Source organism: Sphingobium sp. AntQ-1, assembly GCF_028538045.1.
GTDB lineage: Bacteria > Pseudomonadota > Alphaproteobacteria > Sphingomonadales > Sphingomonadaceae > Sphingobium > Sphingobium cupriresistens.
The window spans coordinates 1,628,699-1,650,819 of sequence record NZ_CP117158.1 but is presented as its reverse complement, the minus strand read 5'-3'; the positions used below and the strand labels follow the sequence as shown (position 1 = coordinate 1,650,819).

Annotated in this window: 15 protein-coding genes, 1 tRNA gene and 1 riboswitch; of the genes, 5 read left to right on the top strand and 11 right to left on the bottom strand. The window is 66.0% G+C overall.

What is annotated here, in order from left to right:
* Positions 1-11: 11 nt before the first annotated feature.
* Both sphantq_RS08175 and sphantq_RS08170 read left to right on the top strand, forming a co-directional pair.
* Positions 12-1,145, top strand: coding sequence for a hypothetical protein (locus sphantq_RS08175; protein WP_272799995.1), 1,134 nt, complete (start codon positions 12-14; stop codon positions 1,143-1,145).
* A complete protein-coding gene (locus sphantq_RS08170) occupies positions 1,142-2,503 on the top strand; it encodes a cytochrome P450 (protein WP_272799994.1) in 1,362 nt (453 codons plus the stop codon). Before sphantq_RS08175 ends, sphantq_RS08170 begins: the two co-directional genes overlap by 4 nt.
* Here the strand turns inward: sphantq_RS08170 and sphantq_RS08165 are convergent.
* The 4 genes from sphantq_RS08165 to sphantq_RS08150 all read right to left on the bottom strand — a co-directional run bounded on the left by sphantq_RS08165 (position 2,496) and on the right by sphantq_RS08150 (position 9,430).
* Entirely contained in the window at positions 2,496-3,392 is an 897-nt protein-coding gene (locus tag sphantq_RS08165; protein ID WP_272799993.1) for a transglutaminase family protein, read from the bottom strand. The genes sphantq_RS08170 and sphantq_RS08165 overlap by 8 nt on opposite strands.
* Positions 3,389-5,860, bottom strand: a complete 2,472-nt coding sequence (locus tag sphantq_RS08160; protein ID WP_272799992.1) for a circularly permuted type 2 ATP-grasp protein — start codon at positions 5,858-5,860, stop codon at positions 3,389-3,391. The genes sphantq_RS08165 and sphantq_RS08160 overlap by 4 nt, the downstream gene beginning before the upstream one ends.
* Positions 5,860-9,219: a transglutaminase family protein gene (locus tag sphantq_RS08155; RefSeq protein ID WP_272799991.1), complete on the bottom strand. Its 3,360-nt coding sequence runs from the start codon at positions 9,217-9,219 to the stop codon at positions 5,860-5,862. Before sphantq_RS08155 ends, sphantq_RS08160 begins: the two co-directional genes overlap by 1 nt.
* Before the next feature lie 124 nt (positions 9,220-9,343).
* Positions 9,344-9,430, bottom strand: a tRNA-Leu gene (locus sphantq_RS08150).
* A gap of 160 nt (positions 9,431-9,590) precedes the next feature.
* On the opposite strand from sphantq_RS08150, the gene sphantq_RS08145 reads away from it, so the two are divergent.
* A complete protein-coding gene (locus tag sphantq_RS08145; RefSeq protein WP_129926759.1) occupies positions 9,591-10,088 on the top strand; it encodes a hypothetical protein in 498 nt (165 codons plus the stop codon).
* A gap of 7 nt (positions 10,089-10,095) precedes the next feature.
* On the opposite strand, the gene gltB is transcribed toward sphantq_RS08145, so the two are convergent.
* The 5 genes from gltB to sphantq_RS08120 all read right to left on the bottom strand — a co-directional run bounded on the left by gltB (position 10,096) and on the right by sphantq_RS08120 (position 18,747).
* Positions 10,096-14,634 (bottom strand): glutamate synthase large subunit, encoded by a 4,539-nt coding sequence (gene gltB / locus sphantq_RS08140; RefSeq protein ID WP_272799990.1) that lies wholly within the window; start codon positions 14,632-14,634, stop codon positions 10,096-10,098.
* A 50-nt stretch (positions 14,635-14,684) separates the two neighbouring features.
* The gene (locus sphantq_RS08135) at positions 14,685-16,130 is read right to left on the bottom strand and encodes an NAD(P)-dependent oxidoreductase (RefSeq protein WP_272799989.1); all 1,446 of its coding nucleotides are present in this window, start codon (positions 16,128-16,130) and stop codon (positions 14,685-14,687) included.
* Positions 16,131-16,294: 164 nt separating this feature from the next.
* Positions 16,295-17,104 (bottom strand): undecaprenyl-diphosphate phosphatase, encoded by an 810-nt coding sequence (locus tag sphantq_RS08130; protein ID WP_129926762.1) that lies wholly within the window; start codon positions 17,102-17,104, stop codon positions 16,295-16,297.
* A gap of 58 nt (positions 17,105-17,162) precedes the next feature.
* A complete protein-coding gene (locus sphantq_RS08125; RefSeq protein ID WP_272799988.1) occupies positions 17,163-18,089 on the bottom strand; it encodes a complex I NDUFA9 subunit family protein in 927 nt (308 codons plus the stop codon).
* 79 nt (positions 18,090-18,168) lie between these two features.
* Entirely contained in the window at positions 18,169-18,747 is a 579-nt protein-coding gene (locus sphantq_RS08120) for a TMEM165/GDT1 family protein (RefSeq protein ID WP_066606593.1), read from the bottom strand.
* A 17-nt stretch (positions 18,748-18,764) separates the two neighbouring features.
* Positions 18,765-18,955: riboswitch (yybP-ykoY riboswitch) on the bottom strand.
* Between the two features lie 33 nt (positions 18,956-18,988).
* Between sphantq_RS08120 and sphantq_RS08115 the strand changes: the two genes are divergently transcribed.
* Positions 18,989-19,405, top strand: coding sequence for a DUF1801 domain-containing protein (locus sphantq_RS08115; protein WP_066606589.1), 417 nt, complete (start codon positions 18,989-18,991; stop codon positions 19,403-19,405).
* Positions 19,402-20,976 carry an amidase gene (locus sphantq_RS08110; protein ID WP_272799987.1) on the top strand — a complete coding sequence of 525 codons (1,575 nt, stop codon included), beginning with the start codon at positions 19,402-19,404 and terminating at the stop codon, positions 20,974-20,976. Before sphantq_RS08115 ends, sphantq_RS08110 begins: the two co-directional genes overlap by 4 nt.
* A gap of 100 nt (positions 20,977-21,076) precedes the next feature.
* Here sphantq_RS08110 and sphantq_RS08105 read toward each other — a convergent pair whose 3' ends face one another.
* Entirely contained in the window at positions 21,077-21,478 is a 402-nt protein-coding gene (locus tag sphantq_RS08105; protein ID WP_129926764.1) for a hypothetical protein, read from the bottom strand.
* A 91-nt stretch (positions 21,479-21,569) separates the two neighbouring features.
* A complete protein-coding gene (locus tag sphantq_RS08100) occupies positions 21,570-22,118 on the bottom strand; it encodes a hypothetical protein (protein WP_272799986.1) in 549 nt (182 codons plus the stop codon).
* Positions 22,119-22,121: the final 3 nt, after the last annotated feature.

Here is a 22,121-nt window from a genome sequence, read left to right as displayed (position 1 = left end):
GGGCAATGCTGTTGGAAAAGTTCAAGCGTAAAGTCTTCTACCTCGGCGGTTTCGATCCACGTGGCGTGCGTTTCTACCATCAGCTCTATCGCGAGCAGGCGGCGCGCCATGCGGCACTGACGGGCGAAACGCTGGCCGTGGGCGGTCGGCAGGCGGGGGCAGCCGGATCGATCGTATCGGCGCATTGGACCGTCGATAACCCGCAGGCTGGAGTCGAAATCGACTATGAATATCTCCGCTGGGAGGATTTGATCGGCAAGGTGTGGATTCGCAATCCGCTCAACCTCGCCCTGCGCGCGGCCCGCGCCTATGCCGGCCATGCCCGTCAGATGGATTTCCTGCGGATGCGCCGGCTGCGCAAGGGGCCGGTCGTCACCATCCTCTATCCGCCGCTGTTGGCCGTGCTGATCCCGCTGTTGCTGGCGCTGGCGCCCGCGCTGTTGCTGTCGCTGCTACTGCCCTTCTGGATCGGGGCGATCATCGGCATCGCGTTCAGCGCCTTTCTGTCGGGCCGCATCCTGGCCAAGCTGGTCGTGCCCTGGCTGCTGCGCTTCATGACCTATCATGGCGCGCTGGCCGCGCAGGGACCGGGCGCGGCGCTGGATGAGCGGATCGATCAGTTCGCCGCGCGGATGGCGCAGGAACTGGATGGGAATTGGGACGAGGTGCAACTTGTCACGCACAGCGCGGGGACGATATTGGGGATGCGGTTGATGCGCCGCCTGATCGCGTTGCGCGGCGGCAGCCTGCCCGATCATTTCGTGATGCTGGGGTTGGGGCAGGTGGTGCCAGTCATCGGCCTGCGCCGCGACGCGACCTGGTATCATGACGATCTGCGCGCGCTGGCCGACAAGGCCTTCCGCTATGTCGACATCAGTTCCCCGCCCGATGGCGCGGCCTATTATAACGTCAATCCGTTCCGGCTCGTCGCCGATGCTCATGCGGCGCGGGTCGATATGCTATCGCCGCGCTTCCATCTCTTCTACGAGCCGGACAATTATCATGGCGGATGGTCGAACAAATATGAGGCCCATTTCGACTATCTGCGCGTCGGCGATCGGCTCTCGCCGCTCGATTTCATCAGCCTGACCGCTGGCCGCCGCACTGTGGACGACGCCGTCGCCGCGTTCAGGACGATCCCGTGACCGATCTTTTTACGCCCCCCTATCCGCAGCCGCCCCGCACCAAGCGGGGCCTGATCAAGCGGTTTCTGCGCGGCTGGCATAGCTGGATCCATGTGCTGTTCGACAAAAGCTATACGATGAAGATGGGCGAGATCCGCTTGCCCGGACGCACCATGTACATCGCCAACGAACTGAGGCTGGTCGACCAGATATTGCGCGGCGGCACCGCTTATCCCAAGCATAGCGAACTGGTGCGCAACCTCGACCCGCTGATCGGCAACAGCGTCTTTTCCGCCAATGGCGCGGATTGGGAAAGCCAGCGGGCGATGGTCAATCCCGCCTTCGCCCATACTGCGCTGACCAAATCGATGCCGCTAATGGTCGCAGCGGCGGACGATCTGCTCGCCCGGCTCGACGCGGCGGACCGCAGCAAGCCGGTCGATATCGACCCGATGATGACCCATGTCGCGGCCGACATCATCTTTCGCACGCTGTTTTCGCAGACGCTGGATGCCGAGCGATCGAACATCATCCACACCGCCTTTGGCAAATTCCAGCGGCTCGCCCACAGCGCATCGATGCTGCGCCTCTACGGCCTGCCGGCGGGCTGGTTCGAGAAAAGATCCGAAGGTCCGGCGCGGGCGATCCACGACGTGTTCCGGCCGATCGTGGAGGCGCGCTACGAAGGATGGCACGCCCGCGGGCAAGCGCCGCATCGCGACATATTGCAATCGCTGATCGAGGCGAAGGACGCGCAGACCGGCTTAGCCTTCACCTGTCAGCAGGTGATGGAACAGGTGTCGACCATCTTCCTGGCCGGGCATGAAACATCGGCCAGCACCATGACCTGGGCGCTCTACATGCTGGCCGAATGCGCCCATATCCAGGATCGGGTCCGGACGGAGATCGCGGAGGTCGCAGGCGACGCCCCGCTGACCGCGGCGATGCTCAAGGACATGGGACAGGTCCGCAATATCTTCAAGGAGACGCTGCGCCTCTATCCGCCCGTGTCCTTCCTGCCGCGCGAAGTTACCTGCCCGATGCCGATGCGCGACAAGCATCTGGAAGCCGGATCGATGCTGGTGGTCGCGCCCTGGTTGACCCAGCGCAACAAGGATAATTGGGCCTGTCCCCATGCCTTTGATCCCGATCGCTTCGACGATCCGGCCAATGCGGACATGGCGAAACAGGCCTGGTTCCCGTTCGGCCGCGGCCCGCGCGTGTGCGTCGGCGCGGGCTTCGCCCAGCAGGAGGTGATGACGGTGATCGCCAGCGTCGTGCGCCGCTTTTCCCTTGCCGTGCCGGAAGGCTTCAAGCCCGAACCGATCAGCCGCCTGACGATTCGGCCCAGGACGGGAATGCCGCTTCTGTTCAGCTGAGCGCGGTTTCTTCTTCCGGCGCGACGTCGACCATGACTCGCAGGCTCTGGCCCGCGCCGCCGACGAACAGCCCGTCCATCGGCGCGACATCGGCATAGTCGCGGCCCATGGCGACGAACAGATGCCCGTCATGCGTGATGACGCCATTGGTGGGGTCGAAGCCGATCCAGCCGCGCGTCGGGCCGCACCACAGCATCACCCAGGCGTGCATCGCGTCGGCGCCGATCAGCCGGGGGCGGCCGGGCGGCGGCAGGGTGCGCAGATAGCCGCTGACATAGGCGGCGGGAAGGCCGGCAAGGCGCAGCGCCACCACCATCACATGCGCGAAATCCTGGCACACGCCATGGCGCGCGGCGAAGGCGTCGGCGACCGGGGTGGAGGCATCGGTCGCGCCGGGTTCATAGGCGAACTCGGCCTGGATGCGCCGGGTCAGGTCCAGCGCGGCGGCGACGATCGGCCGGTTCGGGGCCAGCATGGCGCCCACCCAGTCGCCGATCTGGGCGAGCAGCGGCGCGCGCGGCGAGGCGTAGAGATAATGGGCGGGGGCGGAAGGCCCCATGTCGCGATCCAGCAGGGCGGCTTGCGCGACGGTGGCGATGGTCGGGTCGTCGCTTTGCGGCGAGATCTGTGGGCCATTATCCACCCCGGCCCGGAACCGGCTTTCGATCGTCAACTGGCGGATCGGATTTTCGATCACCAGCCGGGCGACGTTGACCGGCCAGGCGCCGGGCCGCGATTCGATGGCGGAGGGCAAGGGATCGACGGTCAGCGCATAGTCGGACGTCCACTGGCCCGTCCAGGGCGCGGGGCGCAGCCGCAGGTTGAAGCGGGCGAGCCGCACGGGACTGGCATAGCGGACGATGGTCTGGTGGCGGACATGGTAGATCATGACAGCAGGTCCGGCGTCTGGGTCTTGCGCAATTGCAGGAAGTAACGCTGGCCGATCGCATCCGACAGGCGCAGCAGGCGGCTTTCAACATCGCCGATGTCGCCCATGGTCAGCATGTCTCCGGTCAGCGGCGCGAGCCGGGCGACCAGCGCGTCGGCCAGGCGGCGGGGCTCTTCGGGCATGCCGTCGGCACGCAGCGTGGGCAGAGCGGCGACATGCTCGGCCAGCCGCGCCGCCTGATAGGCGATGGCGCGGGGATTATGCGGCTCCAAAGCAACCAGATCGCGCACCGGGGGCAGCGCCGGGCCGGTCAGGTAGCGGGTGCGATAGCTGATCTGGCTGTCCATCAGGTCCAGCAGCACGGTCAGGTCGTCGGCTGAGGCCTGGTCGTTGCCGAACGCGGTCAGCAGGCGGCAGCCGTTGACCGCCCGTTCCATCCGCCGCCCCATATCGTGGAAGCGCCAGCCCTCGGTCCGGCCCATATTTTCCGCGGCCAGGCCCGACAGCGCGGAAATCCGCTCGATCATGCGGGACGAGGCGTCGAGCAGGGTTTCGGTGACGTTCCCGTCGAAGCCGGGCAGGGGCAGGCGCACCAGTCGCCAGAAATCGCTGGCGAGCCGGTCGCGCAGCCCCTCGCCGATATTGGCCACCACGCCCATCAGCGCGCGCACGCTGCCCGACTGGCGCGCATCGCCCAGCGCCGTGGCGCAGAGGGGGCCGATCGCGCCGCCTCGCCCCGCGATCGCGCCCCACAGCGCCAACTGGTCGACCAGCCGCGCCATGGTGGGCGAAGCCAGCGACGGCCCCAGATCGGCCTCGATCGATCCGCCGACGATCGCCCGGACCAGCCGCAGCGTCATTTCCGCCCGTTCGATATAGCGGCCGAGCCAGAAGAGATTGTCCGCTGCCTTGGCCGGCAACATGCCGCCGACGCGGCGGATGGCAGGCGCACCGACGCCCAGCAGGCTGTCGGGCGGCACCGGATGGCTGTCGATCACGCACAGGTCGGCGGACATGTCGCCCCGACCCATCAGCGCGGCGCGAATGTCGCCATGGCCCGCCAGCCGCGCAAAGCCGCCGGGCATCACCCGCCACTGGCCGGCGGCGTCGCGCGCGACGAAGATGCGCAGGGTGAAGGGCAGCGGCGTCAATTGCCCGTCGATGATCGCGGGCGTAGTCGACAGCTTGACGACTTCCTGCCCGACATAGTCCATCGGCCGCCGCGCCATCGCGTCGAGAAGGGCGGCGCGCTGCGCGGTGTCCAGCCCTGATCCGGGCGTGAAATGGGCGTCGGGCAGGCCCGCGACATCCTGGTCGAAGGCGGAGCCGACGACCAGTTTATCGAGCTGCGCCCGCACATGGTCGCGCTCCTGCCGCTGGCCGCACCACCAAGTTGCGATATTGGGCAGGATCAGGTCCGCGCCCAGCAACTCGCGCGCCAGTTGCGGCAGGAACGCGGCGAAGGCGCGCGATTCGATCACGCCCGCGCCGGGCCAGTTGCTGACCATCAGCCCGCCTCGCGCACAGGCGTTATAGAGGTCGGGCACGCCGATATGCGACCGGCCGTCGAAGGCGAGCGGGTCGAGGAAGCGGCTGTCCATCCAGCGCCAGAGGCCATCGATGCGCTTGAGCCCCTGAATCGTCCGCACGAACAGCCGCCCGTCCGACACGATCAGGTCGTCGCCCTCGACCAGCAACAGGCCGAGATAGCGGGCGAGATGCGCCTGTTCGGCATAGCTCTGGTTGAATCGACCGGGCGTCAGCAGGCCGATGCGCGGATCGGTGCGCTCGCAATCGGCGGCGAGGCCGCGGCGCAACTCGTCGAAAAAGGGGGCGAGCCGCCGCGTGTTCATCGCGCCGAGCAGGTCGCCGGTGGCGCGGGACAAAGCGAGCCGGTTTTCCAGCGCATAGCCCACGCCGACGGGGGTCCGCACCCGATCGGCCAGCACGCGCCATTCGCCGGTCGGCCCGCGGCCGATATCGGCGGCGTAGAAATGGAGATGATGGCCCCGCGGCGGCGGCGTGCCGGTCATGACGCGCCAATAATGCGGGCTGCCGGTAACGATGCTGGCGGGCAGCTTGCCGTCGCGGACCAGCGACTGGGTCGAATAAATGTCGCTCACCACCCGTTCGAGCAGGTTGGCCCGCTGCATCAGCCCGCGTTCGATCTGCGCCCATTCCGCCGCGTCGATCAACAGCGGCACCGGGCCGAGCGGCCAGGAGCGTTCCTGTTCGTCGCCGGTCAGGCGGAACGCCATGCCGAGGTCGATCGCCTGCCGCGACACATGGTCGGCCAGCGTCGCGGGATCGCCCTGCGCCTGAATCGACAGCCGCCCCAGCATGTCGCGCCAGCGCGTCGCCATGGCGGGGGCCGCGCCGGCGAACAGGTCGCCGGCCGGCGCGGTGGCGAGATAGGCGTCCGCCCAGGCTTCACCGCTTGCGCGGGGCGCGAGGACGTCCGCGGCCATCACAGTCCGCTATAGTGGAAACGCAGGTCGAGCGTCATCGGGAACTCGTTGGCGGGTTCGGCGGCGGGCATGTCGACCTGGCCGGGCGTATGGCCATAATCCTGGAACCGCGCCTTGCGCCGCGCCTCCGCTTCATAGCCGTTGACCGGCAGCGTGTCGTAATTGCGCCCGCCCGGATGGGCGACATGATAGACGCAGCCGCCCAGCGACCGCCCGCTCCAGCTATCCAGCACGTCGAAGGTCAGCGGCGCATTGGTCGGCAGATTGGGGTGGAGGCAATTGGCGGGCGTCCAAGCCTTGTAGCGCACGCCGCCCACGCCTTCGCCGGGCACGGCGGTCGCGGTCATCGGTACGCGGCGACCGTTGCAGGTCACGATGTGCCGCCCGGCGACCAGCCCGGTGGCGCGCACCTGCAACCGCTCGGTCGATGAATCGACATAGCGCACCGTGCCGCCGATCGCGCCGGTTTCGCCCAGCACGTTCCAGGGTTCGAGCGCATGGGTGATTTCCAGCCCTACGCCACCGGCATCGACCGCGCCATGGATCGGGAAGCGGAACTGGCGCTGCGCCTCGAACCAGTTGGGGTCGAAGTCATAGCCTGCGCCGCGCAGGTCGGACAATACCTCCAGGAAATCGGCCCAGACGAAATGGGGCAGCATGAAGCGGTCGTGCAGTGTTGTGCCCCAGCGAACAAGGCCGCCCTGTTGCGGCTGGCGCCAGAACCAAGCGGCGAGCGCACGGATCAGCAATTGCTGGGCCAGGCTCATCCGCGCTTCGGGCGGCATTTCGAAACCGCGAAACTCCAGCAGGCCGAGGCGGCCGGTCGGGCCGTCGGGCGAGAACATCTTGTCGATGCAGATTTCGGTGCGGTGAGTGTTGCCCGTCACGTCGACCAGCAGATTACGAAAGAGGCGATCGACCAGCCAGGGCGGCGGGGCTGCACCATTGCCCGCGAACGGGTTGGGCACCTGCGCCAGCGCGATCTCCAGTTCGTAGAGGCCGTCATGCCGGGCTTCGTCGATGCGCGGCGCCTGGCTCGTCGGGCCGATGCAGAGGCCGGAGAAGAGGTAGGAGAGGGCCGGATGCCGCTGCCAGTAGAGGACGAAGCTCTTGAGCAGGTCCGGGCGGCGGATGAACGGGGAATCGGTCAGCGTCGCGCCGCCCAGCACGATATGATTGCCGCCGCCGGTGCCGACGGAGCGGCCGTCCACCATGAACTTGTCGGCGGTCAGTTCGCATTCGCGGGCCAGCGCATAGAGGCGTTCGGTGATCGCGACCGTTTCGTCCCAGCTCGATGCGGGCTGGACATTGACCTCGATCACGCCGGGATCGGGCGTGGCTTTCAGCACGTCGATGCGCGGGTCCGGCGGGGGGGCATAGCCCTCGATCCGCACGGGGATGCGCAGCGCTTCGGCGGTCGCTTCTACTTCCGCGATCAGTTCCAGATAATCTTCCAGCGCCTGCACCGGCGGCAGGAAGACCGACAGATAATGGCCGCGCGGCTCGACGGTGACGGCGGTGCGCACCGCGCCCTCGATGAAGACCTGCTCGACCCGGTCCTGCGCGGCGACGCCGCCGTCCGGCCCGGCGACGCGCTGCGATTGCTGGGCGCGGACTTCCTCGATGCTGGCCTGTTGCGGCGCCTGCGCACGGAAATCGGGCAGGGGTTCGCGCGGCTCGCTGGTGTCGCGGGGATGGATATAGGGATAGTCGGACGGCGGCACATAGGGCAGCGACCCCAGCGGCAGGCGATAGCCCAGCGCCGAATCGCCCGGAACCGCGAACAGGCGGCCGCGGCGCAGCTGCCAGATTTCGCTCTGCCAGCGGGGCGTCGCGGCCTGGCTTTGCCAGCGTTGTACGGGCAGGACGTAGCCGACCGGCTGGTCGAGGCCGCGCTCGAACGTCTTGACCATGCGCGCGCGGGCTTCGGGATCGCTGATCTTGGGATCGTCGGGGCTGGCGTTGAGCGGCAGGTCGGCTTCCTTCACCGCCCACACCGCCGGATCTTCATAGACGGCATGGGTGTATTCGTCAGAAAAGCCCATATTGCCCGCCATGTGGGCGAGGAACGCCTTCGCGTCGGCGGCCGTGACCTGCGCCGCGCCTTCGGGCGCGTCGTCGGGCGCGATCAGGCTGTCGTCGCGCCAGATCGGCGTGCCGTCCTTGCGCCAATAGACCGCATAGGCCCAGCGCGGCAGGCTTTCGCCCGGATACCATTTGCCCTGGCCATGGTGCAGCAGGCCGCCGGGCGCAAATTCGGCGCGCAGCTTGCGGATCAGCCGGTCGGCGTAGGCGGCCTTGGTCGGGCCGACCGCATCGCCATTCCATTCGCCCGCGTCGCCGCCATCTTCGGCCACGAAGGTCGGCTCGCCCCCGGTAGTGAGCCGCACATCCTGCGCGATCAGGTCCGCATCCACCTTGGCCCCCAGCGCCATCACCGCGTCCCAGCGATTGTCGGTGAAGGGCTTGGTGATGCGCACCGCTTCGGCGATGCGGCTGACGGTCATCGCAAATTCGAAATCGACTTCGGCCGGTTCGGCCATGCCGCTGATCGGCGCGGCGGACTTGTAGTGCGGGGTGGCGCAGAGCGGGATATGGCCTTCGCCCGCGAACATGCCGCTGGTCGCGTCGAGCGCGACCCAGCCTGCGCCGGGCACATAGGCTTCCGCCCAGGCGTGGAGGTCGACCACGTCCTGGGTGACGCCCTTTGGCCCTTCGATCGGTTCGACATCGGCGACGAGTTGGATCGAATAGCCCGACACGAAGCGCGCAGCAAAGCCCAGCCGGCGCAGCAACTGCACCAGCAGCCAGGCGGAATCGCGGCAGGAGCCGGTGCCGATGTCCAGCGTCTCCTCCGGCGTCTGTACGCCTGCCTCCATGCGGATGACGTAACCCACCTGTTGTTGCAGGCGGCGGTTCACCTCCACCAGGAAATCGACGGTGCGGCTTTGATAGCCGTCATATTGGGCGACCATTGCCTCGAACCTTGGCCCCTGATCCTCGATATCGAAATAGGCGGCGAGGTCGGTCTTTAGCTGGTCGTCATAGGCGAAGGGATAATTTTCCGCATAGGGCTCCACGAAGAAGTCGAACGGATTGATGATGTCGAGATCGGCAAGCAGGTCGACCTGGATGCGGAAATGATCGACCGGATCGGGAAACACCACCCGCGCCAGCCAGTTGCCGTGCGGATCCTGCTGCCAGTTGAGGAAATGGTTCGCCGGCTCGATCTTCAGCGCATAATTGGGCACCTTGGTCCGGCTGTGCGGCGCGGGGCGCAGGCGGATCACCTGCGGGCCGAGCCGGATCGGGCGGTTGTAGCGATAGGCGGTGAGATGGTGGAGGGCGGCCTTGAGCATGGCCGGATCAAACGCCACCCCCTGTTGCAATGCAACAGCCAATCTCTGAAGCGACGAAGTTTATTGCCTGTATCGGCCAGCTTTCCCGGCCGCTCGCCCCGATGGCGATGGCGCGGGATAATGATGGTGCGGCCAAGAAGACTCGAACTTCCACGGGCTTTCGCCCACAACGACCTCAACGTTGCGCGTCTACCAATTCCGCCATGGCCGCACATCAACAGGGAAACCGGCGGGGCCGGTGCCTTGGTAGGAGGCGGCCCTTAGCAAAGGCTTTTACACCATGCAACAAGTGATCGGCGTCGGCGTTGTGATTGGTTGGAGAAGGTGATGCCGCTGTCGCGCCATAGCGTGAGCGGCCTAGGAGAAACCGCATGACGACGGCGCATTTCTGGATGGGTGCCGGCGCGACCTTGGGCGCGGCGGCCATGATGGGGCTGGGGCTGGGCAGTTATGTGACCAGCCCGCAGGTGCCTGCGCGCAACGCCAGTGAATATGTGGAGACGGTGATCAGCGATCAGGCGGCGACCGACACGTCGTTTGCAATGCAGAAAGGGCCGGGGGCGATCCATTGCACAGGTTGCGGCCCGACACTGGCCGAGCGGCGCTGGCAGGCGGACATGGCGGGGCTAGAATTGGACGCCATGACCCGCGGCGGGAGTAGCGATCCAGCGATGCGGGATTACGAGGCGGAACAGCCGCCTGAAGACATCATGCCTGCGGCCGCGCCTGTGCCGGTCCGTATCGTGCCGCCACAGGCCGCGCGATTCGCCGACGACGCGCCGCCGCCCGCCATCGTGACGCGCACCGGCGCAAGCGCGGTTCCGCCGCCGACGCTGGTGGCGACGACGGCGGAGGGTGTCCGGCCTTAAAGCAGGTCTATTCGGCGGCGACCGTTTCCGCTGCGCTGTCGCTGAGCGGATGGGCGATGCGGCCCAGCATTTCCTTGGGGCAGACCTGCCAGATATAGCGGCGCCAGCGATCCCAGTCGTCCAATATGGTGTTGGACCATTTGCTGTCGGTCGCCACCGCATGTTCGGCGATCAGCGCCTTGACCTGCGCCTCCCAATGGGCGCTGTCCAGTCGCTGCCAGACAATGCCTTCGGGGTTGGCCTGCGCCGGAAAGCTGCCATCCTCGTCCAGGATGAAGGCCATGCCGCCGGTCATGCCCGCGCCGAAATTCGCGCCGGTCTTGCCCAGAATGACGGCTGTGCCGCCGGTCATATATTCGCAGCCGTTCGCGCCGCAGCCTTCGACCACGACCTGCGCGCCCGAATTGCGGACGGCGAAGCGCTCGCCCGCCTGACCCGCCGCGAACAGCTTGCCGCCGGTCGCGCCGTAGAGGACGGTGTTGCCGATGATCGTATTGTCTTTTGACGACAGCGGGCTGGATACGGTCGTGCGCACCTTGATGATGCCGCCCGACAGCCCCTTGCCGACATAGTCGTTGGCGTCGCCGAACACTTCAAGCGTGATGCCCTTGCACAGGAACGCGCCCAGCGACTGCCCGGCGGACCCGCGCAACCGCACGGTCAGATGCCCGTCGGCCAGCGTAGACATGCCGAAACGATCGGTTACGGCGGACGACAGACGGGTGCCGACCGCACGGTGCGTGTTGCGCACCGTGTAGGTCAATTGCATCTTCTCGCCCCGTTCAAACACGGCCTTGGCATCGCGCATCATCTGCGCGTCCAGGCTGTCGGGCACTTCGTTGCGCCAATGGTCCAGGCTGAACCGGCGCTGGTCGTCGGGGGCATCCACCTTGGCCAGAATGGGGTTGAGGTCGAGATCGTCGAGATGTTCGGCCCCGCGATTGACCTGCTTGAGCAGTTCCGTCCGCCCGATCACTTCGTCCAGGCTGCGGAAGCCGAGGCGGGCGAGGACTTCGCGCACTTCCTCCGCGATGAAGGTCATCAGGTTGATGACCTTCTCCGGAGTGCCGGTGAACTTCTGGCGCAGCTTTTCATCCTGCACGCACACGCCCACCGGGCAGGTGTTGCTATGGCACTGGCGCACCATGATGCAGCCCATGGCGACCAGCGACAGCGTGCCGATGCCATATTCTTCCGCGCCCAATATCGCGGCGATCACGATGTCGCGCCCGGTTTTCAGGCCGCCATCGGTGCGCAGCTTCACCCGGTGGCGCAACCCGTTGAGGGTCAGCACCTGATTGGCTTCGGACAGGCCCATTTCCCATGGTGTGCCGGCATATTTGATCGACGTCTGGGGCGACGCGCCAGTGCCGCCGACATGGCCCGCGATCAGGATGACGTCGGCGTGCGCCTTCGCCACGCCTGCCGCGACGGTGCCTATGCCGGCCTGGCTGACCAGCTTCACGCAGACGCGAGCGCGCGGGTTGATCATCTTGCAGTCGTAGATGAGCTGCGCCAGATCCTCGATCGAATAGATGTCGTGGTGCGGCGGCGGCGAGATCAGCGTCACGCCCGGCGTCGAATGGCGCAGCTTGGCGATGAACTCGGTCACCTTGAAGCCGGGCAACTGGCCGCCCTCGCCGGGCTTGGCGCCCTGCGCGACCTTGATCTCGATCTCCTCGGCCGACGCCAGATATTCGGCATGGACGCCGAAGCGGCCCGACGCGATCTGCTTGATGACCGAATTGGCGTTGTCGCCATTTTCATAGGGCTTGAAGCGGTTCGCATCCTCGCCGCCTTCGCCCGACACCGCCTTGGCGCCGATGCGGTTCATCGCGATCGCCAGCGTTTCATGCGCTTCGGGGCTGAGCGCGCCCAGCGACATGCCGGGCGTTACGAAGCGTTTGCGGATTTCGGTGGTGGCTTCCACTTCATCGATGGGCACGGCTTCGCGGGCGAAGTTGAACTCCATCAGGTCGCGCAGATAGACCGGCGGCAAATCGCGCACGCCGCGCGAAAATTGCAGATAGGTCGAATAGCTGTCGGTCGCCACGGCCGTCTGTAACAGGTGCATCAGCTGCGCCGAATAGGCATGGCTCTCGCCGCCCTGGCGCTGGCGGTAGAAGCCGCCGATCGGCAGGCGTACGGCAGCGGCGTCGAACGCCTGCTCGTGGCGCAGCATCGCGCTGTAATGGAGCGAGGCATAGCCCTCGCCTGAAATCTTCGCTGGCATACCGGGGAACAGATCGTTGACCAGAGCGCGCGACAGGCCGACCGCCTCGAAATTATAGCCGCCGCGATAGCTGCTGATGACCGCGATGCCCATTTTGGACATGATCTTGAGCAGGCCTTCGTTGATCGCCGTGCGATAGCGTTCGAAACAGGCGTCAAGGTCCAGCGACCCGAACAGGCCACGCGCATGGCGATCGGCGATGCTGGCTTCAGCCAAATAGGCGTTCACCGTGGTCGCGCCGACGCCGATCAGCACCGCGAAATAATGGGTGTCGAGCGCTTCGCACGACCGCACGTTGATCGATGCGTAGCTGCGCAGCCCCTTGCGCACCAGATGCGTATGGACCGCCGCCGCCGCCAGCACGCCGGCGATCGCCGCACGATCGGCATTGACGCCCTCGTCGGTCAGGAAGATTTCGGTGCGCCCCTCGCGCACCGCCTGCTCGGCCTCCTCGCGAATGCGGGAAATGGCGGCGCGCAGTTGCTCCTGCCCGCCGCTCGCGGGGAAGGTGCAGTCGATCACGGCCACGGACGGACCGAAATAGGCCTTCAGCCGCGCCCATTCGGCGCTCGTCACGACCGGCGATTCCAGCACCAGCACATGGCTGTTCTGTGCGCCTTCCTCCAGAATGTTGTGGAGGTTGGAGAAGCGCGTCTTGAGGCTCATGACGTGCCGTTCGCGCAAGGGGTCGATCGGCGGGTTGGTGACCTGGCTGAAATTCTGCCGGAAGAAATGGCTGATCGTGCGCGGCTTGTCGGAAATGACGGCCAGCGGCGTGTCGTCGCCCATTGATCCGATGGCTTCCTTGGCGTCCTCCACCATGGGCGCGAGGATCAGTTCCAGATCCTCCAGCGTCAGGTTGGCGGCGACCTGGCGGCGGGTCAGTTCAGCCTTGTCCCAAGCCGGCAGCGCGGTCGGCGCTTCGGCCAGGTCTTCCACGGCCAGGAAGTCCTTGATCAGTTCGCCATAGGGGCGTTCGCCCGCGATCCGGTCCTTGATCGCGCGGTCGTCATAGATTTCGCCTTCGAGCAGGTCGACGGCGATCATCTGGCCTGGCCCCATGCGGCCCTTCTTGACGATGGTGGTTTCGGGCACGACGACCATGCCGGTTTCCGACCCTACGATCAGCAGATTGTCGCCGGTCAGCGTGTAGCGCAGCGGACGCAGCGCATTGCGATCGACACCAGCCACCACCCAGCGGCCGTCGGTCATGGCGAGCGCGGCCGGGCCATCCCACGGCTCCATGACGGAGGCGAGATAGTCGTACATGTCGGCATGGGCCTTGGGCAGGTCGGCGCTTTTGGCCTGCCAGGCTTCGGGGACCAGCATCAGCTTGGCCGTCGGCGCGTCGCGGCCCGACCGGCAGATCGCTTCGAACACGGCGTCGAGCGCGGCGGTATCGGACGCACCCGCCGGGATCACCGGCTTGATGTCCTCCGACTGCTCGCCGAAGGCGAGGCTCGCCATCTTGATCTCGTGGCTCTTCATCCAGTTCTTGTTGCCGCGGATCGTGTTGATCTCGCCATTATGGGCGAGAGTGCGGAACGGCTGGGCTAGCCACCATTGCGGGAAGGTGTTGGTCGAATAGCGCTGGTGAAAGATCGCGACCCGGCTTTCGAACCGCTCGTCCTGCAGATCGGGGAAGAAGACCGACAGCGATTCGGCGAGGAACAGCCCCTTGTAGATGATCGACCGGCACGACAGCGAGCAGACGTAGAAATCCTGGATCTGCGCGGCGATGACCTGCTTTTCGATCCGGCGGCGGATCAGGTAGAGATCCTTTTCGAATTCGGCTTGGTCGCGTTCCTCCGGCATCGGGCCGGCGATCATGATCTGCTCGATTTCGGGGCGCGTGCGCTGCGCCTTTTCGCCGATGACCGACACGTCCACCGGCACCTGGCGCCAGCCATAGATGGTGTAGCCGGCCTCGATGATTTCGGCTTCCACGATAGTACGGCAGGTTTCCTGGGCGCTGAGGTCCGTGCGCGGCAGGAAGATCATGCCGACGGCGAGGCGATTGGGCAGCGGCTTGTGGCCCGAATCCGCGATCGCATCGTCGAAGAAGCGCACCGGCAGGTCGACATGGATGCCCGCGCCGTCGCCGGTCTTGCCATCGGCATCGACCGCGCCGCGGTGCCACACGGCCTTGAGCGCATCGATCGCGGAGGCGACGACGCGGCGGCTGGGGCGACCATCGGTCGCGGCGACCAGGCCCACGCCACAGGCGTCGCCTTCCATTTCGGGGTGATACATGCCCTCGGCCGCGATCCGTGCGCGTTCTTCGGGGCTGGCCATGAAATTGGTGTCGGTCATGATCGGGCCTTCCTTCCGATGATGATGGTGTTGAACGGGCGAGGGGCGGCTTACGCCGCGACCCTTTCGCCCGTCTTCGCCTTGGCCTTTAGATATTTGTGCATATGCTCGGTCACGTCGCGGCCGTCGCGGATCGCCCAGACGACCAGCGATGCGCCGCGCACGATGTCGCCTGCGGCGAACACGCCGTCCACGCTGGTCATCATCGTCTTGTGATCGACGCGAAGCGTGCCCCAGCGGGTGACCGACAGGTCGTCGGCGCCGAACAGCCTGGGCAGTTCTTCAGGGTCGTAGCCCAGCGCCTTGATGACGAGATCGGCTTCCAGCGTATGTTCGCTGCCCGGATCGGCTTCCGGCGCACGACGACCGGAGGCGTCGGGCTGGCCGAGGCGCATCTTGGTGACCTTGACGCCGGTGACATGCTCCGTGCCTTCAAAGGCGATCGGGGCGGTCAGCCAGACAAATTCGACCCCTTCTTCTTCCGCATTGGCGACTTCGCGCTGCGATCCGGGCATATTTTCCCGGTCGCGGCGATAGAGGCACTTTACCGACTTAGCGCCCTGGCGGATGGCGGTGCGGACGCAGTCCATCGCGGTGTCGCCGCCGCCGATGACGACGACATTCTTGCCGGTCGCCAGCAGCGACCCGTCGTCATGTTCCGGCACGGCGTCGCCGAAGCCCGCCTTGTTGGAGGCGGTGAGATAGTCGAGCGCCTTGACCACGCCCGCGGCGCCGACGCCCGGCGCCTTGATGTCGCGCGGCTTGTAGACGCCGGTCGCGATCAGGATCGCGTCATGCTTGGCGCGCAGCGCGTCCAGCGTCGCGTCGCGGCCGATCTCAAAATTATCATGGAAGACTATGTCGCCGTCCTTGAGTCGCTGGATGCGGCGCATGACCACGTCCTTCTCCAGTTTGAAGCCGGGGATGCCATAAGTCAGCAGGCCGCCAGCGCGATCGTGCCGGTCGTAGACATGGACCTCATAGCCCGCCACGCGCAGATATTCCGCCGTCGTCAGGCCGGCCGGTCCCGCACCGATGACGCCGACCGACTGGCCGCGCGCCGCGCCGGGGACCAGAGGTTCGACCCAGCCTTCCTTCCAGGCGGTGTCGGTGATGTATTTTTCGACGCTGCCGATGGTGACGGCGCCGTGGCCGGAAAATTCGATGACGCAATTGCCTTCGCACAGGCGGTCCTGCGGGCAGATGCGGCCACAGATTTCCGGCATGGTGCTGGTCAGGTTCGACAGCTCATAGGCTTCGCGCAACCGGCCTTCGGCGGTCAGGCGCAGCCAGTCGGGGATATGATTGTGCAGCGGGCAATGGGTCGAGCAATAGGGGACGCCGCATTGCGAGCAGCGCGACGCCTGTTCCTCTGCTTTGTCGAGAATGAAGCTGCGGCTGATTTCCAGGAAATCGTCGGCGCGGTCATCTGCCGCCCGCTTTTCCGGGTAGGATTGCACTTTGCCCACAAATTTCAGCATCGGATTGTCAGCCATGGATCGCCTCTGAATCTGTTTCAGTAGCGCGCATAGCAGAAAAACCCACGCAGTCACGTGGATTCTAGCATTTAGGACAGCAAAGCTTACTAATAAAATGCCAATTTGTCGCATAGTTGCGAATAGATCGCAAAAACTAACCAGATATAAGTAGCGATTCGGACCTATCGCATCCCCAACCAGATGAGTGCAGCGCAGCCAGCGACGATTCGATACCAGGCAAAAGGGGTGAATCCATGTTTGGACACCAGCCCGACGAACCATTTGATGACCAGCAGCGCGACGAAGAAAGAGACGATGAAGCCCAGCGCGATACTGTCCCAGCCCACAGCCGCGCTGGTGATCTGGTCGCCCTTCTTTAGCAGTTCCAATGTCGTCGCGCCCAACATGGTCGGGATGGCGAGGAAGAAGCTGAATTCCGCCGCGGTGCGCCGTTCGACGCCCAGCGTCAGCGCGCCCATGATGGTCGCGCCCGACCGGCTGACGCCCGGAATCATCGAAATGCACTGGATCAGGCCCACGCCCAGCGCGCGGATGGCGGGAATGTCGGCGATGCCGTGAAACCGCTGCTCCTTCACCATGCGTTCGATGAGCAGGATCGCCACGCCGCCCACGATCAGCGCCCAGGCGACGACCTTGGGCGCGCCCAGCAGCATCTCGACATAATCGTGCAGCGCCAGGCCGACGATGGCGGCGGGCATGAAGGCGAGCAGGAGGTTGCGCAGGAACCGCCAACTCACCGGCTCGCGTCGCAGCAGCCCCATGCCCACTGCCCAGAAGGTGCGCCAGTAGAGCACCACCACCGCCAGGATCGCGCCGAGCTGGATCACGACGTTGAACATCGCCCAGGTCGCCGAATCATAGCCCAACAATTCGCTCGCCAGGATAAGGTGGCCGGTCGAGGATACCGGCAGGAACTCGGTCAGCCCCTCCACGATGCCCAGCAGGATGACGGTGAGGTAATGCAGGTCCATGGATGGGCTAGCCTTTTGGCGCAGCATACTCCCGCCTGCGCGGGAGCACGAGGATATGTCAGGCGCGTGCGCGGCCGGCGAAACGGCCGTGGCGGCGATAGCGGACCATCCATTTGTCGGCGACCGCGCCCAGCGGGGTGGGGGCCACGCCGAGCGCTTCCAGCCCTTCCGAGCCGGCCGCCACGACATTGTCGCGGCCCAGCATGGCGAGTTGGTCGCGGCTGATCGGTCCGCCCGGCAGCATCGCCAACAGCGAAGCGACGCCCCGCGGCACATCGATCAACGGCTTGTCGCGGCCGATCGCCTTGGCGATCCAGGCGTTGATTTCTTTCATACTCATCACCTGCGGGCCGGCGACTTCATAGGTGTTGCCGCCATGCACGCCGGGCTGCGCCGCTGCATGGGCGATCGCGTCGGCGACGTCGCCGACATAGACCGGCTGGAATTTGGTCGCAGGCGCAATCACCGGAACGACCGGGAACAGGCTGATGATGTCGGCGAAGCGGTTGAGAAACTGGTCCTCCGGCCCGAAGATGATCGACGGGCGAATGACGGTCGCGGTGGGGAAGGCGGCCTTGACCGCGGTCTCGCCCGCCGCCTTCGACCGGCCATAGGCCGACGGGCTTTCGGCGTCCGCACCGATCGCCGAGACATGGACCAGCGCCCGCATGCCCGCCGCGCCGGCGGCTTTCGCCACATTGGCCGCGCCGACGTGGTGAAAAGCGTCGAAATCGCCCGCCAATATGCCGACCAGATTGACGACGACGTCGCTGCCATGGATGGCGCGGGCTACGCTGTCGGGCTTGCGGATGTCCGCGGCGACGAACTGGGTCTGGCCCAGATTGCCCAGCGTCTTGACCTTCATCGCGGTGGCCAGGTCGCGCTGGGCTATCCGCACCCGCGCGCCCTGCGCCATCAGCGCCTGGGCGACCTGCCGGCCCAGAAAGCCGCCGCCGCCGAACACCGTAACCAGACTGTCCTTCATCACGCGCGTCCCATGTCCAAATTTAAGGGAATGACTCCGCCAACCCCTTGCAACAGCCGCCGCGCGCTGACAACCGCCTTTAGCCGAACCAGCCTTGCAGATCGGCCAGCATCCACAGGCCCAGACCCAGGAACAGCAACGCCGCGCCGATCTGCAACGCGCGCATCGGCACCTTCTTGGCCAGCGCCTCGCCGAACAGGACGGCCGGCACATTGGCGACCATCATGCCCAACGTCGTGCCCATGGTGACGGCGACCAGATTGTCGAACCGCGCGCCCAGCGCCACGGTCGCAACCTGCGTCTTGTCGCCCATCTCGACCAGAAAGAAGGCGACCAGCGTCGTCACGAACACGCCTGCCTTGGTCGGGGCTTTCAGCGGCGCATCCTCGTCGAACGTGTCGGGGATCAGCGTCCAGGCGGCCATGGCGATGAAGGAAGCGGCGACGGCGTAGCGAAACCAGTCCTGCGTCAGAACGCCTGCGATCGAATGGCCGACCAGCGCGGCGAGGAAATGATTGGCGACCGTGGCCGCGAAAATGCCCAGGATGATCGGCACCGGCTTGCGAAAGCGGGTGGCGAGCAGCATGGCCAGCAACTGCGTCTTGTCGCCCATTTCGGCTAGCGCGACGAGCGCGGCGGAAGTGAAGAGAGCTTCCATCGTGAATTTCCGGGGCCGGGCGGAAGTGAAACAGACGCAATGCCACCGTCGCCTCCCGCCCGGCCGGACAGATAAGCGCCGATGCCATTGGTCTCGCCCGATGCGGCTTTTCGCCGCCTCCCATACGCCACGACCTCTCGGCCGAATATGTTGACGCATGGCCCGTTCCTGACACGGAACGGCTGGCTACTCCCCAGATGACGCGCTAGCCTCTAGGCGAGCGGCGCGGGGAAGGCAAGCCATGGCGAAGGACGCGAACAAGACGGTCGAAACGGCGGGGGATGTGGAGGCGTTTCTGGCGGCGGTGGAGCCGGAAGAGCGGCGCGAGGACGTTCGCCGGATCGCCGCGCTGATGGCGGCGCTTTCAGGCGAAGTGGCGCGCATGTGGGGGCCGAGCATCATCGGCTTTGGCCGCTATCGCTATCGCTATGACAGCGGGCGCGAGGGCGAGAGCTGCCGCATCGGCTTTGCGCCGCGCAAGGCGGAGCTGGTTTTCTATCTGGCCGGGCTGGCGGACATGGATTTCGCCACTTTGGGCACGCATCGGCGCGGCAAGGGCTGCCTCTATGTGAAACGCCTGTCCGGCATCGACATGGCGGTATTGGAGGCGCTGATCGTCAAGAGCCTTGCCCATATGGACGAGGTCTATCCGCGATGAAGAGGCTGCTGCCCATCCTGGCCCTGCTGCTGGCCGCATCGCCCGCGCGGGCGCAGATCGAGCAGGCGACGGTCGCGTCGCTCTCCGCCGATCTGGCGGCCGGCCGCATTACCAGTCAGAAGGCGGTGCGCGCCTATCTGCAACGCATCGCGGCGCTGGACCGCAAGGGGCCGCGCCTCAACAGCATCATCAGTCTCAATCCCCATGCGATGCAGGAAGCGCGGGTGCTGGATGCCGAGCGCCGCGCGGGCAAGCTGCGCGGCCCCCTTCATGGCGTGCCGATCCTGCTCAAGGACAATATCGAGGCGGCGGGGATGCCGACCACCGCCGGCTCGCTGGCGCTGGCCCGCAACGATTCGGGTCGGGATTCGTCGGTCGCCGCGGCGCTCAAGGCCAAGGGCGCGATCATCCTGGGCAAGACGAACCTGTCCGAATGGGCCAATTTCCGGTCGGAACGGTCGATGAGCGGATGGAGCGCGATCGGCGGCCTTACCCGCAATCCCTATGCGCTGGACCGCACGACCTGTGGATCGTCGAGCGGATCGGGCGCGGCGGTTGCCGCCGGTTTTGCGCCCGCCGCAATCGGCAGCGAAACCAACGGATCAATCATCTGCCCGGCATCCATGATGGGGCTGGTGGGGTTGAAGCCGACGGTCGGCCTAATACCCCGCACCCATATCGTGCCGATCAGCCACAGCCAGGATACCGCCGGTCCGATGGCGCGCAGCGTGCGCGACGTCGCCATCCTGCTGTCTGCGCTGATCGCCAGCGATCCCGCCGACCCGGCCACCGCCGACGCCATGGCCCATGCCAGGGATTATGCCGCCGCGCTTGACCCGACACACATCAAAGGCGCGCGCATCGGCGTGCTGCGCGGCGGCGCGCAGCCGGAACTGCTGGCGCGCTATGAAGCGGCGCTGGCGCTGCTCAAGGGTCTGGGCGCGACGTTGGTGGAGGTAAAGAAGCCGGCGATGGAGGGCATGTCGGCGGCCAGCTACGACGTGCTGCAATATGAATTCAAGGCGGATGTGAACGCCTATCTGGCCTCCACCCGGCCCGATCAGGTGGAGAGCCGGACGCTCGCCGACCTCATAGTGTTTGATGATGCCAACAAAACGTCGGAGTTGCCGCTGTTCGGGCAGGAGATATTCGTCCTGTCGCAGGCGAAGGGCGGGCTGGACGACCCGGCCTACAAGGCGGCGCGCGAAACGTCGTTGCGGCTCGCGGGCAAAGAGGGGATCGACGCGATGCTTGCCGACAACCGCGTCGATCTGTTGGTGACGATCAGCTATGGCCCGGCCTGGCCGTCCGACACGGTGTGGGGCGATCAATATGAGGGGCCAGGCGGCTCCGCCGGCCCGGCGGCGATTGCGGGCTATCCGCATCTGACCGTGCCAATGGGGCTGGTGCGCGGCCTGCCGGTTGGATTGAGTTTCATTGGCGCAGCCTATGCCGAGCAAAGGCTGCTCGATGCGGGCTATGTCTATGAACAGGCGGCGGGGATCAGCAGCAAGCCGGATTTCCGGGCGACCGTGGACAGCGGAACGGAACTGGAGGGGCGTCGGCCCTAAAATTCATCCGGTATAGCAAGAGGCGTGTTCCCGCGCAGGCGGCAATCCAGTCCGCCGTTTGGATCAAGGTTCCCGCCTGCGCGGGAAAACGCAGCGTATTTCACGGCTCGCCGGCGCTTTCCTGCATCCGCCGTTCGGCGAACCATTGTTGCAGCATCTGGGCGGTGCAGCCGGTGAAGCCGTTGCTGCCGATGGCGTTGCAGCTATTGGGCAGCGTCTGGCGCTGGGTCTGTTCCATCGTCGCGACTTGGCTGCCCCAGCCGGGACCGCCAGACACGGCGGGTTTTTCCCGCAGTTTCTTGGGGATGCGATAACGCTCCGCCTCCGGCTTGCGCGCGCAGACGACGATATCGTCGCCCTTGCTTTGCGGGCAGGGGTCGTCGCCATAGACCAGCAGGTTGATGATGCGTTCGGGCGGCGGCTCCGCCTGTGCGAGCGCATAGGAAGGCAGCAGAGGGACCAGCCACAGGCCGATCAGGGGAAGTACGACACGCGGCCGCATAAGATAAATCCTTTACCGCCCCCGTTGGATGCCGGGCGTGCCCAATGCGCGGCTGTTCATGGATCAGGACGGCATGAACGCCCCAAAACCGTCAGTGTTGCGGCGCGGCGGGAGCCGGCTGGGGCTGCTGCGCCGCCTTTTCCTCCGCCTTCACCCGCGCTTCGATCGCGTCGCTGTCAGCGTCGATGGTGGACAGGCGCTTGGCGCGCTCGGCCGCGACCAGATCCTTCCAACTGGCATTGTCGAGCGCCTGCCGTTCCGCCTTGGCGAGGCGGGACAGTTGCGCGAAGCAGCCGGTCGCGCCGCCGCCGCCGACCGGCGAGCAGCTTTCAGTGCCTTGCCGACCGACATATTCCATCGAGCGGACCCGTTCGCCCCACGCCTGCTTGCTGGGCATATTGGGATCGCCCCGCAGCGGTTCGGGGATGCGATAGCGTTCCTCCTCGCCCTTGCGCGCGCACACGACGATGTCGTCGCCCTGGCTCTGCGGGCAGGCGTCTTCGCCATAGACGATGACGATATTGACCTTTTCCGACGCGGGGTCGGTCACGGCCGTCGGCGCTGTCGCCGGTTGAGCCAGCGCAGGGACGGACGCGCCCAGCATCAGCGCGAAGGCTGCGATCATTGGGGTCTTGCTCATATA